Annotated in this window: 17 protein-coding genes; 16 read left to right on the top strand and 1 reads right to left on the bottom strand. The window is 66.8% G+C overall.

The window, feature by feature from the left end:
* The coding region (locus VGD20_RS11500) for a DUF3667 domain-containing protein (RefSeq protein ID WP_331134574.1) at nucleotides 1-332 on the bottom strand (332 nt) is incomplete at its 3' end.
* A gap of 77 nt (nucleotides 333-409) precedes the next feature.
* Here VGD20_RS11500 and VGD20_RS11495 point away from each other — a divergent pair.
* The 16 genes from VGD20_RS11495 (at nucleotide 410) to rplQ (ending at nucleotide 13,225) form a co-directional block, all read left to right on the top strand.
* Nucleotides 410-1,675 (top strand): glutamate-5-semialdehyde dehydrogenase, encoded by a 1,266-nt coding sequence (locus VGD20_RS11495; RefSeq protein ID WP_331134573.1) that lies wholly within the window; start codon nucleotides 410-412, stop codon nucleotides 1,673-1,675.
* Complete coding sequence (locus tag VGD20_RS11490) at nucleotides 1,639-2,334, top strand: nicotinate-nucleotide adenylyltransferase (RefSeq protein WP_331134572.1); 696 nt, start codon at nucleotides 1,639-1,641, stop codon at nucleotides 2,332-2,334. Before VGD20_RS11495 ends, VGD20_RS11490 begins: the two co-directional genes overlap by 37 nt.
* Nucleotides 2,334-2,741, top strand: a complete 408-nt coding sequence (gene rsfS / locus VGD20_RS11485; protein ID WP_414714569.1) for a ribosome silencing factor — start codon at nucleotides 2,334-2,336, stop codon at nucleotides 2,739-2,741. Before VGD20_RS11490 ends, rsfS begins: the two co-directional genes overlap by 1 nt.
* Before the next feature lie 32 nt (nucleotides 2,742-2,773).
* The gene (locus VGD20_RS11480) at nucleotides 2,774-3,202 is read left to right on the top strand and encodes a 23S rRNA (pseudouridine(1915)-N(3))-methyltransferase RlmH (RefSeq protein WP_331134570.1); all 429 of its coding nucleotides are present in this window, start codon (nucleotides 2,774-2,776) and stop codon (nucleotides 3,200-3,202) included.
* Entirely contained in the window at nucleotides 3,199-4,413 is a 1,215-nt protein-coding gene (locus VGD20_RS11475) for a murein hydrolase activator EnvC family protein (protein WP_331134569.1), read from the top strand. The genes VGD20_RS11480 and VGD20_RS11475 overlap by 4 nt, the downstream gene beginning before the upstream one ends.
* A gap of 134 nt (nucleotides 4,414-4,547) precedes the next feature.
* Complete coding sequence (locus VGD20_RS11470; RefSeq protein WP_331134568.1) at nucleotides 4,548-5,948, top strand: S41 family peptidase; 1,401 nt, start codon at nucleotides 4,548-4,550, stop codon at nucleotides 5,946-5,948.
* Between the two features lie 13 nt (nucleotides 5,949-5,961).
* A complete protein-coding gene (locus tag VGD20_RS11465; protein WP_331134567.1) occupies nucleotides 5,962-6,444 on the top strand; it encodes a disulfide bond formation protein B in 483 nt (160 codons plus the stop codon).
* Nucleotides 6,441-6,968: a demethoxyubiquinone hydroxylase family protein gene (locus VGD20_RS11460; RefSeq protein ID WP_331134566.1), complete on the top strand. Its 528-nt coding sequence runs from the start codon at nucleotides 6,441-6,443 to the stop codon at nucleotides 6,966-6,968. Before VGD20_RS11465 ends, VGD20_RS11460 begins: the two co-directional genes overlap by 4 nt.
* A 78-nt stretch (nucleotides 6,969-7,046) precedes the next feature.
* Nucleotides 7,047-7,655, top strand: a complete 609-nt coding sequence (locus VGD20_RS11455; protein ID WP_331134565.1) for a hypothetical protein — start codon at nucleotides 7,047-7,049, stop codon at nucleotides 7,653-7,655.
* A 279-nt stretch (nucleotides 7,656-7,934) separates the two neighbouring features.
* Complete coding sequence (locus tag VGD20_RS11450; protein WP_331134564.1) at nucleotides 7,935-8,255, top strand: hypothetical protein; 321 nt, start codon at nucleotides 7,935-7,937, stop codon at nucleotides 8,253-8,255.
* 48 nt (nucleotides 8,256-8,303) lie between these two features.
* Nucleotides 8,304-9,647, top strand: coding sequence for a TldD/PmbA family protein (locus VGD20_RS11445; protein WP_331134563.1), 1,344 nt, complete (start codon nucleotides 8,304-8,306; stop codon nucleotides 9,645-9,647).
* A 13-nt stretch (nucleotides 9,648-9,660) separates the two neighbouring features.
* Entirely contained in the window at nucleotides 9,661-10,452 is a 792-nt protein-coding gene (locus tag VGD20_RS11440) for a 3'(2'),5'-bisphosphate nucleotidase CysQ (protein WP_331134562.1), read from the top strand.
* Nucleotides 10,453-10,650: 198 nt separating this feature from the next.
* Complete coding sequence (gene rpsM, locus VGD20_RS11435) at nucleotides 10,651-11,019, top strand: 30S ribosomal protein S13 (protein WP_325546041.1); 369 nt, start codon at nucleotides 10,651-10,653, stop codon at nucleotides 11,017-11,019.
* Between the two features lie 118 nt (nucleotides 11,020-11,137).
* Nucleotides 11,138-11,527, top strand: coding sequence for a 30S ribosomal protein S11 (gene rpsK, locus VGD20_RS11430; RefSeq protein WP_003040416.1), 390 nt, complete (start codon nucleotides 11,138-11,140; stop codon nucleotides 11,525-11,527).
* Between the two features lie 107 nt (nucleotides 11,528-11,634).
* Nucleotides 11,635-12,693 (top strand): DNA-directed RNA polymerase subunit alpha, encoded by a 1,059-nt coding sequence (locus VGD20_RS11425; protein ID WP_325546039.1) that lies wholly within the window; start codon nucleotides 11,635-11,637, stop codon nucleotides 12,691-12,693.
* Nucleotides 12,694-12,802: 109 nt separating this feature from the next.
* Nucleotides 12,803-13,225, top strand: coding sequence for a 50S ribosomal protein L17 (gene rplQ / locus VGD20_RS11420; protein ID WP_331134561.1), 423 nt, complete (start codon nucleotides 12,803-12,805; stop codon nucleotides 13,223-13,225).
* Nucleotides 13,226-13,631 lie beyond the last annotated feature (406 nt).

The following is a 13,631-nucleotide window of genomic DNA, read 5'->3' as shown; positions in this document are numbered from 1 at the left end:
AACAGCGCGAGCGGCGAGACGAAGCGCATGCGCTCGCCGTGGATGTAGCGCCGCGTCAGCTCGCCGGGGCGGAAGGCGAGCAGCGGGAGCGTGCGCCAGATCTTGCCCTCGAAATGGAGCACGCCGTGCGCGATGTCGTGCCAGATCGCGCCGAGCGAGCGGTGGATATGGCCGGGTTGACCGCAGGCATGGCAATGCGCGCCGACCAGCTTCGTCCCGCAATTGAGGCAGACGCCGTCATGCGCGCCATGTCCCTCGACACCGCCCTCGACCGCCCGAGCGATCAGTCCGCCGGTGATCGCGTCGCCGGCCGCTTCGATTTCCCCCGTCATGCGCCGGTGATATCAGCGGCCTGGCAGGCTGTGGAGAGGCTATTTCGAAGCCGCGCCGATCGTGCTAGCGGGCAGGCATGATCGAGAAGGGTATCGATTGCGGATCGCTGATCCGCTCCATGGGCGAGGCGGCGCGCAGTGCAGCGCAGGTGCTTGCCGGCGCGCCCAGTGCGCAAAAGGCCGCTGCCCTCGAGGCCGCAGCCGCCGCGATCCTCGCTGACCGCGACACGATCCTCGCCGCCAATGCCGAAGATATGGCGCGCGGTGCTGCGAATGGCCTGTCGCCGGCGATGCTTGACCGATTGAAGCTCGATCCCGCCCGCCTCGAAGCGATGGCGGCCGGGGTCGAGGCGGTGGCACATCTGCGCGATCCCGTCGGGCGAATCATCGACGAGACACTGCGCCCCAACGGGCTGGTGCTCCAGCGCGTGCGCGTGCCGCTGGGTGTGATCGGCATCATCTATGAAAGCCGCCCCAATGTGACCGCCGACGCCGCGGCGCTCGGACTGATGTCGGGCAATGCCGTGATCCTGCGCGGCGGCAGCGAGGCGGTGCATTCGAACCGCGCGCTTCATGCGGCCTTCGCCGCGGGTCTGGTTGCGGCCGGGCTGCCCGCCGACGCGGTGCAGCTCGTGCCGACGCAGGACCGCGCAGCGGTCGGCGCGATGCTGCGCGCGCAGGGGCTGATCGACATCATCATTCCGCGCGGCGGCAAGGGTCTCGTCGCGCGCGTGCAGGACGAGGCGCGCGTGCCCGTGCTCGCGCATCTCGACGGGATCAACCATCTCTATATCGACGGCGCCGCCGATCCGGCGAAAGCGGTCGAACTCGCCGTGAACGCCAAGATGCGCCGCACCGGCGTCTGCGGCGCGACCGAGACGATCCTGATCGATCGCGCCTACGGAGCGCCGCTCGCGATCGTCGACGCGCTGGTCAAGGCGGGCTGCGAAGTGCGCGGCGACAAGGGTGTCGCGGCACTCAGTCCGCATGTCGATACGGCATCGGCGACCGATTGGGATACCGAATATCTCGACGCGATCGTGTCGATCGCCATGGTTGACGGGCTTGCCGGGGCACTCGCGCATATCGACGCGCATTCGAGCCGCCACACCGACGCGATCGTCACCGAGGATGCCGCCACCGCCGAACATTTCCTGACTGGCGTCGACAGCGCGATCGTCATGCACAACGCCTCGACCCAATTCGCCGACGGCGGCGAATTCGGATTGGGCGCCGAAATCGGTATCGCCACCGGGCGCCTCCACGCGCGCGGCCCCGTTGCGCTGGAGGGGCTGACGACGTACAAGTGGCAGGTGCGCGGCACGGGACAGGTCCGGCCCTGACACGAAAAATCCCCACCGGCCTCCTCGGCGGCAGCTTCAATCCCGCGCATGGCGGGCATCGCGCGATCAGCCTCAACGCGATCGAGGCGCTGGGGCTCGACGAACTGTGGTGGCTCGTGTCGCCGGGCAATCCGCTGAAGCCCAGGGCGGGCATGGCCTCGCTTCCCGCACGCCTCGGTTCGGCGCAGCGGATGGCGCGGCGGTCGCCGATTCGCGCGACCGCGATCGAGACCGAACTCGGCACGCGCTACACGATCGACACGCTCAAAAAGCTCGTCCGGCGCTACCCCAACCGGCGCTTCATCTGGATCATGGGCGCCGACAATCTGGCCCAGTTGCCCCAATGGCGCGACTGGCGGGGGATCGCGCGACTGATGCCGATTGCGGTTGTCGCACGTCCGGGCTATAACGGCCGTGCCCATGCCGCGCAGGCGATGGGTTGGCTTCGGCGCTTCGTCCGGCCCGCGGACCAGAAACTTCACTGGACGGACTGGAGACCGCCTGCCCTCGTGTTCCTGCGTTTTTCGCCCGATGTGCGATCCGCAACTGCAATACGGCAGGCCAACCCCCGCTGGTTCGAACGCTATGCAGGCCGCGCCATGCGCGACCCGCTGACGCATTCGCGGCTCGTGGATTCGAACAGGAAAGGACGCATTTGATCTCCGCCACCCAGGATGCCGCCAATGGCGCCGCATCCGCCCAAAAGTCTTCGGACGCCAGCGTGGATGTGCTCCACGCGCTGATCCTCCACCAGCTGGACGAGGACCAGGCCCAGGAAACCATCTCCATCCCGCTTGCCGGCAAAAGCAGCATCGCCGACCATATGGTGATCGCAAGCGGCCGGTCGACGCGCCATGTCTCGGCGATCGCCGAGAAACTGGCCCAGCGGATCAAGCAGGAAGCGGGCCGCCAGGTTCGTGTCGAAGGTTTGCCCAATGCCGATTGGGTGCTGCTCGATGCGGGCGACGTCATCGTCCACCTGTTCCGTCCCGAGGTGCGTAGCTTCTACAACCTCGAGCGCATGTGGTCGTTCGGCGACGCACCGCCGGTTACTGCAGCGAATTGACGTGACCGCCGCCTGAAGGTTAGGCGGCGGATATGTTGCTGCACATCATCGCGCGCGGGCGCATCGGGCGCGGGCCCGAGGCCGAGCTGGTCGAGCGCTATATGAAGCGCGTGACCTGGGCGCAGAAGATTTCGGAACTTCCCGATGCGGGCGGCCGCATGCCCGCCGCGGCCGACAACAGTCGCACCGTCCTGCTCGACGAGGGCGGCGACCAGATGTCGTCGCTGGAATTCGCGAAACTCCTCGCAAAATGGCGCGACGGCGGGGTACGCGAGGCGCGCTTCTGCCTCGGCGCCGCCGACGGCTTCACCCCCGAGGAGCGCGAGGGCGCCGACAGGGTCATCGCCTTCGGCCGCGCGACCTGGCCGCACCTGATGGCGCGCGCGATGCTCGCCGAACAATTGTGGCGCGCGACCAGCATCGTCGCCGGCCATCCCTATCACCGCGAGGGCCGCCAGTGAGGGAGCTGCTGACGACGCTGGCGATCGCGACGACGCTTTTCGGCGGAGCTCTTGCGCTGGCGCAGAGCGACATCTTCGATCCGCAGGCGATCGCCGCGCGCGAACGCACGCAACTGATCGACGCCAAGCAGCAATCGGCAGCGGCGATGGCGCGCAGCGCGCTGCTCGAAAAACAGGCGCTGGCGGCGAGCAGCGAAGCCGACCGGCTGAAAAAGCGCAGTGCCGCGCTCGCCGCGCGTATCCAGTCGGCCGAAGCCGATATCAGCGCTGGAGAGGCGCGCGTCGCGCTCGTCAGTCGCCGCCTGTCGGCCCGGCGCGCGCGCCTCGCCGAACAACAGCAACCCTTGCTCGAACTTGCCGCCTCGCTCCAGCAGTTGAGCCGGCAGCCGCCCGTCAGTGTCCTCGCGCAGCCAGGATCGCTGACCGACATGGTGCATGCACGCGCGGTGATCGACGCAGCGATGCCGGTGATCGAGCGCCGCACCGTCGGCGTCCGCCGCGAACTCACGCTGCTCGACACAGCGCGGCGGCAACAGGCCGTGGCGCTGAAAGCGTTGGCGGCGAGCAAGGCGCAGCTCGCGCACCGCCGCGATGCACTGACGCGGCTCGAAAATGAGGGGCGGCTGCGTTCGCGCGAACTGATGAGCAGCGCGCAGCTCGAAGCCGACCGCGCGCTCGGGCTCGGCGAGAAAGCGCGCGACATCGTCGACCTGATGGATTCGCTTGAGGCCGATAGCGCAGTGCGCGCCGAACTCGCGCAGCTCGCGGGCCCCTTGCCGCGCCCGCGCAACCCCGAAGCCGGCCTGACGGCCGCCGCGCCCCCCGTCGCCGCCGAAGCCGAGCTGACGCAGGGCGCGTACCGCCTGCCGGTGGTCGGGCGGATCGTGGCGGGTCTTGGCGAGGTCAATGAAAGCGGCGTGCGCTCGCGCGGCGTTACGATCGCGGCGCGCCCCGGCGGACAGGTCGTCGCACCCGCCCCGGGCCGCGTCGGTTTTGCGGGCGATTACCGCGGCTATGGCAAGATCGTGATCATCGACCATGGCGGCGGCTGGGTCTCGCTGCTGACGGGCATGATCGCCTTGTCGGTCGGGGTCGGCGACACGCTCGACGCCGGCACTCCGATCGGCCGTGCCGGGTCCGGCGACAGCCGCATCACCGTCGAGCTCCGCCGCGCCGGGCGCCCGGTCGATATTGTCGCGATGATTGGCTGATCGACGGCGTTCATCGCCCATTCTGCTGCTGTTCCGTAAAGGGATGCTGCGCTTGACGCTCGCACAAATGCGTAGGAGGATGGCGTGCCGGGAAGTATAAGGCGGGATTGCTCTCGCGTGACTGAAAGACGCCCATGACCGAATCGACCAAGACCACCGCGTCCCCGAAGCGCCGCTTTGCCTTGTGGCAGGGCGCTGCGGCGCTCTCGACGCTGGCGCTCGTCCCGCTTGCGACCGGCGCGATGGCGACCGTCGATTCGAAGACGCAGGAAGAAATTACGCGCTTCATGGACGTCTATCTCGAAGTGAAGTCGAATTATGTCGAACAGGTCGACGACTCGAAGCTGATCGAGGGCGCGATCAACGGCATGCTCGCCAGCCTCGATCCGCATTCGGGCTATCTCGATGCGCGCGGCTTTTCGAACCTCCGGACCCAGACCGACGGCGAATATGGCGGCCTTGGCCTCTCGGTGACGATGGAAGACGGCGTCGTGAAAGTGATCGCGCCGACCGCCGACACCCCCGCCGCCAAGGCCGGGATCAAGGCCGGCGACTATATCACGCATATCAACAAGGAACTGATCTTCGGCCTGACGCTCGACGAGGCGGTCGAACAGATGCGCGGCAAGCCCGGCACCAAGATCGACGTCACCGTCGTGCGCGAAGGACAGGACAAGCCGATCGAGATTTCGCTGACGCGCGAGATTATCGACCTGAAACCCGTCAAATGGGAAGTCAGCGGCGACGTCGGCGTGCTCACCGTTTCGAGCTTCTCGGCCGATGCGACCACCGACCTGCGCGCCGCGATGATGGCGGTCGAAAAGTCGTTGGGCAAGAAACCGCGCGGCTGGATCCTCGATCTGCGCTCGAACCCCGGCGGGCTGCTCGACGAAGCCGTCGGGATCAGCGACCTCTTCCTCGAACGCGGCGAGATCGTTTCGCAGCGCGGCCGCAAGAAGGGCGATATCGAACGCTATTTCGCCGAGCCCGGCGACGTCGCCGGCGGCGCGCCGGTCGTCGTCCTGATCGATTCGGGATCGGCCTCCGCGTCCGAGATCGTCGCGGGCGCGCTGCAGGACCAGCACCGCGCGGTCGTGATGGGCGAACGCAGCTTCGGCAAGGGATCGGTGCAGACGGTGCTGCCGCTGACCGACACCACCGCGCTCCGCCTGACCACGGCGCGTTACTACACGCCATCGGGCCGCAGCGTGCAGGAAGGCGGGATCGAGCCCGATATCCGCGTGCCGCAGATTTCGGATCCCGACTATGCGTCGCGTCCGAAGTTCCGCGAAAGCGACCTGCGCCGTCACCTCGTCAACGAAAAGAAGGTCGACAACGGCCTGCTCGAAAAGGACGAAAAGGCCGATCCGCGCTTCACCGCGACCGCGGCCGAACTGAAGGCCAAGGGCATCGAGGATTTCCAGCTGCACTATGCGCTGCAGACGATCGGTCGCATCGGCCCGGCGACGCCGCGCATGGCGCAAGGCGGCAAGCCCCCGGCGAAACCCGCCGCCAAGCCGACCGCGCGCAACTAAGGGACCGCCTGCCATGCTGAAATCGCGCCTTGCCGCGCCCTATGTCGCGCTCGCGGCGCCGATCCTGCTCTATGGCGGCGCGCTCGTGTCGCAATATGGCTTTGGCCTCCACCCGTGCGAAATGTGTTACTGGCAGCGTTGGCCGCATCAGGCCGCGATCCTGCTGGCGGCTTTCGCGCTGCTGATGCGGCGGAACGATGCCGTGATGCGCACCTTCACGCTGCTCGCCGCGATCGCGATCGCGATCAGCGGCGCGATCGGTATCTTCCACGCCGGGGTCGAATATGGGTTCTGGGAAGGCGTCACGACCTGCGCGACCGGCGGCGGCGGCCCGGTGTCCCTCGATGCGATCATGAACGCGCCGCTGATCCGCTGCGACACGGCGCAATGGACGCTGTTCGGTATCTCGCTTGCAGGCTTCAATGCGATCTTCTCGCTTGGCGCCGCGGCGTTCGTCTTGACCTTGCTGCGCCGGAAGACCACATCGGCAACATGATGCAAAACAAGCCCGGCAAGCGCACCGCTTCGATGATCCGCGTCGATCAGGCCGGCGAATATGGCGCGACGCGCATTTACGCCGGCCAGCTCGCGGTGATGGGCGACCGCCATCCGATGGCGCGCGAGATTGCGCATATGGCCGAGCAGGAAGAGCGGCATCGTAAATTCTTCGATGCCATGGTCGCGCGGCGCGGCGTGCGTCCGACCGCGCTCCAGCCCTTCTGGAACGTCGCGGGCTTTGCCTTGGGTGCCGTGACCGCCGCGATGGGCCCGCGCGCCGCGATGGCGTGCACCGCCGCGGTCGAGACCGAGATCGACCGCCATTACCAGCACCAGCTCGACGAACTCGGCGACAGCGACCCCGAACTCAGCGCTGCGGTGGCCGATTTCCGCGCCGAAGAGCTCGAACACAAGGAAGCCGCGCTCGCTGCGGGCGCCGAAAGCGCCCCCGGATACCCGGTTCTCAGCCTCGCGATCCGCGCGGGCTGTCGTGCAGCCATCGCGCTGTCGAAGCGTATTTGATACTATAGCATCTGCCGCACCGTTCATGACCGATGCAGGGTCGCGGTGCCATGCCGCGCCAAATTGAAGGAAGAACCGATGACCCGCCTGCCCCTGTTCGCGTTGATCCTCGCCGGCAGCGCCGTCGCCCTGCCCGCCGCCGCGCAGGACGGGCCAACCGACGTCGACAAGATCAATCAGGTCATCGTTTATGGCGACGACCAATGCCAGCAGAGCAGCCCCGACGAAATCGTCGTGTGTAACCGCCTGCCCGAAACCGAGCGCTATCGCGTGCCGCCGATGCTTCGCGGCAATCCGCTCGATGTGCGCAACGAGGCTTGGGCGAACAAGGTCGTGGCGGTCGAACGCGTCGGCCGTTTCGGCACCGACAGCTGTTCGCCGACCGGGCTCGGCGGCTTCACCGGCTGTACCCGGGCGCTCGTCGAGAGCGCGCGCGCCGAAAAGAAGGCCACCGACAAGACCGATTGGCAGGCGATGATCGCCGACGAACGCGCCAAGCGCCTCGCGGGCATCGACGCCGCGGCGGACGAGGTCGAAGCCGCCGTCGTCGCCGAAGAGCGCGCACTCGCCGAGCGCCAGAAGGCCGCCGAGGAACTCGAGCGACAGGCAAGCGGTCAGGCCGCCCCCGCGCCGACGGCTCCCGATGAAGCCGACGCCGAGCCGCTCCCGACGCTGCCGAAGCCCTGAAGCCGGGGCGGTTCGCTCCCCCGCTCCGCAAGCCCTGTACTGCCAGATTTGCAGCATTTTTGCGGTCCGCCGCGATTTGGTTGCGAATCTGCGGTGAATTGAACGCAAAAATTAACGAATCGCTGGCAAGCTGTCTTGACTCGGGAGTTTTTGGGGCAAAACGTGCGGTTCTGGGAATCGCCAGCCTAAGGGGGCTGTAACATGGCATCAGCATTCGGACCGCGCCTGTGGAGGCGCACGGCAGTCAGCGTGCCTCCGGCACGGAGTCTCGGCCGCCGAATGACCTGGCACGCCGCCGCCGCACTCCTCGCTTTTGCCGCCCTGCAGATCTGGCTCGTCATGAGCGCCGTGGCGGCCGGGGCACCATCGGCTTTCATCATCGTGGCGCTGGTCATGCTGCTGGTCCTCGCGCTTCCCGTCGCCCGCGCGACCGAACGGCGCTGGTATCGGCTCAGCCGTCAGGCGCTCGCCAGCTGGGGCCTGCACGCACGCTTCCGCCGCGACGTCCGCCGCCTTTGGGTCGCAGCGCTGACGCTGCCCTTCCTGTGGATCAGCGGCGCAGTGGCCGCATCCGACGCGATCGCGGCGATCATCCGCTAATCGGACTTAGATTTTGACGCTTTGCTCTGCGCCGGTTAGGGCGCGGACATGCTGACCGTTTCCGAAGCCCTCGACCGCGCACAGATGCTGTGCGACGCCGCGACCAAGGCCGGCGCCGACGCCGCCGACGCACTCTATTATTGCAATGCCGCGACCTCGGTCTCGATGCGGCTCGGCGCGCTCGAGGATGTCGAGCGATCCGAGGGGCAGGATATCTCGCTGCGCGTCTTCGTCGGCCAGCGCAGCGCGAGCGTGTCGACCGCCGACATGGATGCGGGCGAACTCGCCAAGCTGGTCGAACGCTGCGTCGCGATGGCGCGCGAGGCGCCCGAGGATCCCTACGCGGGCCTCGCGCCCGAAGAGTTGCTGTTCAGGGGACCCGTTCCCGACCTCGATCTCGACGACGGCAGCGAGGCCGATCCCGCCGCGCTGCGCGCCGCCGCGCTGGCCGCCGAGGAGGCCGCGCGCGCCGTTGCGGGCGTGACCAACAGCGAAGGCGGCAGCGCGAGCCACAGCCGCACGCGCTTCGCACTCGCCACCAGCCATGGCTTTGCCGGCGGTTACGGGTCGAGCGGGCACAGCCTGTCGGCGAGCGTCATCGCGGGCGAAGGCGCGAGCATGCAACGCGACTATGGCTGGCACAGCGCGCATCATCTGGCCGACCTCGAAAGCGCCGCCGACATCGGCCATCGCGCCGGCACCCGCGCCGTCGCGCGGCTGAACCCCGGCAAGGCGCCAAACGGCAAGGTTCCCGTGCTGCTCGACCCGCGCGTCAGCAACGGGATCGTCGGCCATTTGCTCGGCGCGATCGCGGGGCCGGCCATCGCGCGCGGGACGAGCTTTTTGCTCGGCAAGGAGGACCAGATGCTGTTCGACAGCAGCATCGTCATCCGCGATGAGCCGCACCGCCTGCGCGGGCTGCGCAGCCGCGCCTTCGACGGCGAGGGCCTGCCGACCGCCGCGCGCAACCTCGTCGCCGGCGGCAAAATCACCGGCTGGCTGCTCGACACGGCGTCGGCGAAGCAGCTCGGCCTGCCCCCCACCGGCCACGCAAGCCGCGGTGGCGGTGCCTCGGGCGTCGGCGCGAGCAACCTGAACCTCGCGGCGGGGAGCGTGACTCCCGCAGCGCTGATGGAGAGCATCGCCGAAGGCGTCTATGTCACCGAGCTGATCGGACATGGCGTCAACCCGGTTACCGGCGACTACAGCCGCGGCGCGTCGGGTTTCCTGATCAAGGACGGCGAGATCGCCGGGCCGATCGCCGAATTCACCATCGCGGGCAATCTGATCGACATGTTCGCCGCGCTGGTCCCGGCGAACGACCTCGAATTCCGCCACGGCACCAACGCGCCGACGCTGCGCATCGACGGCATGACCGTCGCGAGCAGCTGAGGGCCAGAACCTGATGCCCGGCCGCAACCTCGAAGCCGTGATCGCCGCGACCCGCGAGGTCGGCGACATGGCGATGGCGCGCTGGCGCGGCGAGGGGCAAGCGGTCAACGTCTGGAACAAGTCGCACGACAATCCGGTCAGCGACGTCGACCTCGCGGTCGACGCGCGGCTGAAGGCCGTGCTGGGTGCAATGGTGCCCGAGGCGGGGTGGCTGTCCGAAGAGACCGCCGACAACGCCGCGCGCCTGTCGTGCCGCGCAATGTGGTGCGTCGACCCGATCGACGGCACCCGCGACTTCATCCGCGGTCGTCCGGGCTGGTGTGTGTCCGTCGCGCTCGTCGTCGATGGCGCGGTCGAACTCGGCGTGCTCTATGCCCCCGCACTCGACGAACTCTGGGTTGCGCAAAAGGGACAGGGCGCCCTGCTCAACGGCGAAACGCTGCACGCCAGCCAACGCACGACATTTTCGGGGTCGCGTGTCCCCGCCGATGCACTGCCCAAGGTCGACAGCGACCTCGTCATCGTCACCAAGCCGAACAGCATCGCGCTGCGCATGGCGCTCGTCGCCGACGATCGCGCCGACCTTGTCGCTACCTTGCGCTGGGGTTTCGAATGGGATGTTGCCGCCGCCGCGCTCATCGCAACCGAGGCGGGCGCCGTCGTGACCGACGCTTTCGGGCAGCCCCTCGTCTTCAACACACCGCGCGCGCAGGCCTTCGGCGTCATCGCCTGCGCTCCCGGAATCCATGCCGCGGTAGTCGACCGCTTGCATGATCGCGCCGTCGCTCTTACATCCGCATCCTGAGCCGCGATCCGCAGCTTCAAACCACCGCACTTCGCTTGACAACCGGGGCGACTCACCTTAGTTGCGCCTGCATTCCGACAGCCTGACCGGACGGCGAAGCGACGTGCGCGCATCGTGGTCCGTTTTTTGCGTTGGAAATCAGACGCTTTGAGATGGGGCCGATTGCCACCGGTCCTGTGGAGCAGGAGAAAGTACCCAATGGCACGTATTGCGGGCGTCAATTTGCCCACCAACAAGCGCGTGATCATCGCGCTCACCTATATCCACGGCATCGGTCGCAAGACTGCAGTCGACATCGCCGACAAGCTGGGCATCGACCACACGCGTCGCGTCCAGGATCTTTCGGACGCCGAAATCCTTCAGATCCGCGAAACGCTCGACGCCGACCACACGGTCGAGGGTGACCTTCGTCGCAACACCGCGATGAACATCAAGCGCCTGATGGACCTCGCCTGCTATCGCGGCCTGCGTCATCGCAAGGGTCTTCCGGTCCGCGGCCAGCGCACGCACACCAATGCGCGCACCCGCAAGGGCAAGGCCAAGCCGATCGCCGGCAAGAAGAAGTAAGGTCGAGCGCGTCCGCCCCTCTCTCAAAAGGGGCGCGCGCTTCCTTGTTTCTTTCCCCTGCCGGGGCAGCGGCGAACCGCCCGCCACCGGCCATTCAGGATTAGGTTAGGAATTACTCATGGCTCGTGAACCGCAGCGTCTTCGTCGGCGCGAACGCAAGAACATCTCGTCGGGCGTCGCCCACGTCAACGCGACCTTCAACAACACGATGATCACCATCACCGACGCACAGGGCAATGCGATTGCCTGGTCGAGCGCCGGCATGATGGGCTTCAAGGGCAGCCGCAAGTCGACCCCGTACGCCGCCCAGGTGTGCGCCGAAGACGCCGGCAAGAAGGCCGCCGAACATGGCGTCCGTACCCTCGAAGTCGAAGTCAAGGGCCCGGGTGCGGGCCGCGAATCGGCGCTCCGCGCGCTGCAGGCGGTCGGTTTCCACATCACATCGATCCGCGACGTGACCCCGATCCCGCACAATGGTGTCCGCCCGGCCAAGCGCCGCCGCGTCTGACGCCTGCTTCGGATGCGCCCCATGTCCGGGGCCGCATCCGCCACCTCTCTACGCCGGACTGGTTGGCCGACCCACCGACCCGTCCCGCCAAAAGCAAAGGGAAGACCATGACTGTCAATATCCGGAACTGGCAGGAATTGAAGAAGCCCAGCAACCTGGAAATCAAGGCCGGCAGCGACGGCAAGCGCAAGGCGACCTTTGTTGCCGAGCCGCTTGAGCGCGGTTTCGGCCTGACGCTCGGCAACGCGCTGCGCCGCGTGCTGCTCTCGTCGCTCCAGGGTGCGGCTATCACGTCGATCAAGATCGAGAATGTTCTCCACGAATTCTCGAGCCTCGCCGGCGTGCGCGAAGACGTCACCGACATCGTCCTCAACGTGAAGCAGATCGCGCTCAAGATGGAAGGCGAAGGCCCGAAGCGGCTCCAGCTTTCGGCGACGGGTCCCGCGACCGTCAAGGCGGGCGACATCATGGTGTCGGGCGACATCAAGGTGATGAACCCGAACCATGTCATCTGCCACCTCGACGACGGTGCGACGCTGAACATGGAACTCGTTGCCGACACCGGCAAGGGCTATGTCCCCGCGACCGCCAACCGTCCGATCGACGCGCCGATCGGCCTGATCCCGGTCGACTCGCTCTACTCGCCCGTGCGCCAGGTCGCCTACAAGGTCGACAATGCCCGCATCGGCCAGGAACTGGACTATGACAAGCTGAACCTGACCGTCGAAACCGACGGCACGATCACCCCGGAAGACGCCGTCGCCTATGCTGCGCGCATCCTCCAGGACCAGCTCCAGGTCTTCGTCCACTTCGAAGAAGCGATGAACGACAGCGGCCTCATCGGCATGGCGGCTCCGTCGACCACCGCCGATGAATCGGACGTCAACCAGCTCAACCGCTTCCTTCTCAAGAAGGTCGACGAGCTCGAACTGTCGGTCCGTTCGGCGAACTGCCTCAAGAACGACAATATCATCTATATCGGTGATCTCGTCCAGAAGACCGAAGCCGAAATGCTCCGCACGCCGAACTTCGGCCGCAAGTCCTTGAACGAAATCAAGGAAGTGCTGTCCTCGATGGGCCTGCGCCTCGGCATGGACATCCCCGGCTGGCCGCCGGAGAACATCGAAGAAATGGCCAAGAAGCTCGAACAGGAACTTCTCGGCTGATCTTGCGCCCCGGCTTCGGCCGGGGCCAACAACGGGAAGGGGTCGGCCCGCAAATCGACCTGGCTTGGGGTACCTCGAACGGCCCCTCTGACAAACGAAGGAAAAGATTATGCGTCATAAATCGGGTGGCCGGAAGCTGCAGCGCACGAGCGCGCATCGTACCGCACTGTTCCGCAACATGTCGGCTTCGCTCATCAAGCATGAGCAGATCACGACGACCGTCGCCAAGGCGAAGGAACTGCGCCCCTACATCGAAAAGCTGGTCACGCTCGCCAAGCGCGGTGGCCTTGCCAACCGCCGCCTCGCGAACAGCCGCCTGCTCGACGACACGCAGCTCAAGAAGCTGTTCGACGTCCTGGCCGAGCGTTACAAGGACCGTAACGGCGGCTACACCCGCGTGATCAAGGCCGGCATCCGCGCTTCGGACGCGGCGCCGATGGCGATCATCGAATTCGTCGACCGCGACGTCGATGCCAAGGGCCAGGATTCGGGTCCGGTGGAGCAGTATGACGAGGACATGGCCGAAGCCTGAGCTTCGCTTCCTCGCTGACAGGATCAAGGGCGGCGTCCGAAGGGATTGCCGCCCTTTTTCATGCTCGTTTGATGGCCGCTTTGGGGTGGCGAGCTGTCCCTTGTGCACCCCGGCGAAAGCCGGGGTGCATGGCGTCAGAAGGCTGGCATTGCGCGATTACGCTCTGGGCCCCGGCTTTCGCCGGGGTGCACATCTCTATCGGCAACTCCCGGTCGTTACCGTCTGCTCGTCATCCCGGACCTGATCCGGGGATCCATCGCAGCGCTCTAGGTCATGGACCCCGGATCAAGTCCGGGGTGACGATGATGGATGGGGCAGATTCCAGTCGTCAGCCGCCGCTCAGGCCGCTTTCTTCATCTGCCGATATTTATGGAGCAGCGGCTCGGTATAGCCCGACGGCTGGGTC

Source organism: Sphingopyxis sp. (assembly GCF_036402335.1).
Classification (GTDB): domain Bacteria; phylum Pseudomonadota; class Alphaproteobacteria; order Sphingomonadales; family Sphingomonadaceae; genus Sphingopyxis.
Note: the sequence above shows the minus strand (reverse complement) of the source record. Positions and strands in the feature narration are given on the sequence as shown.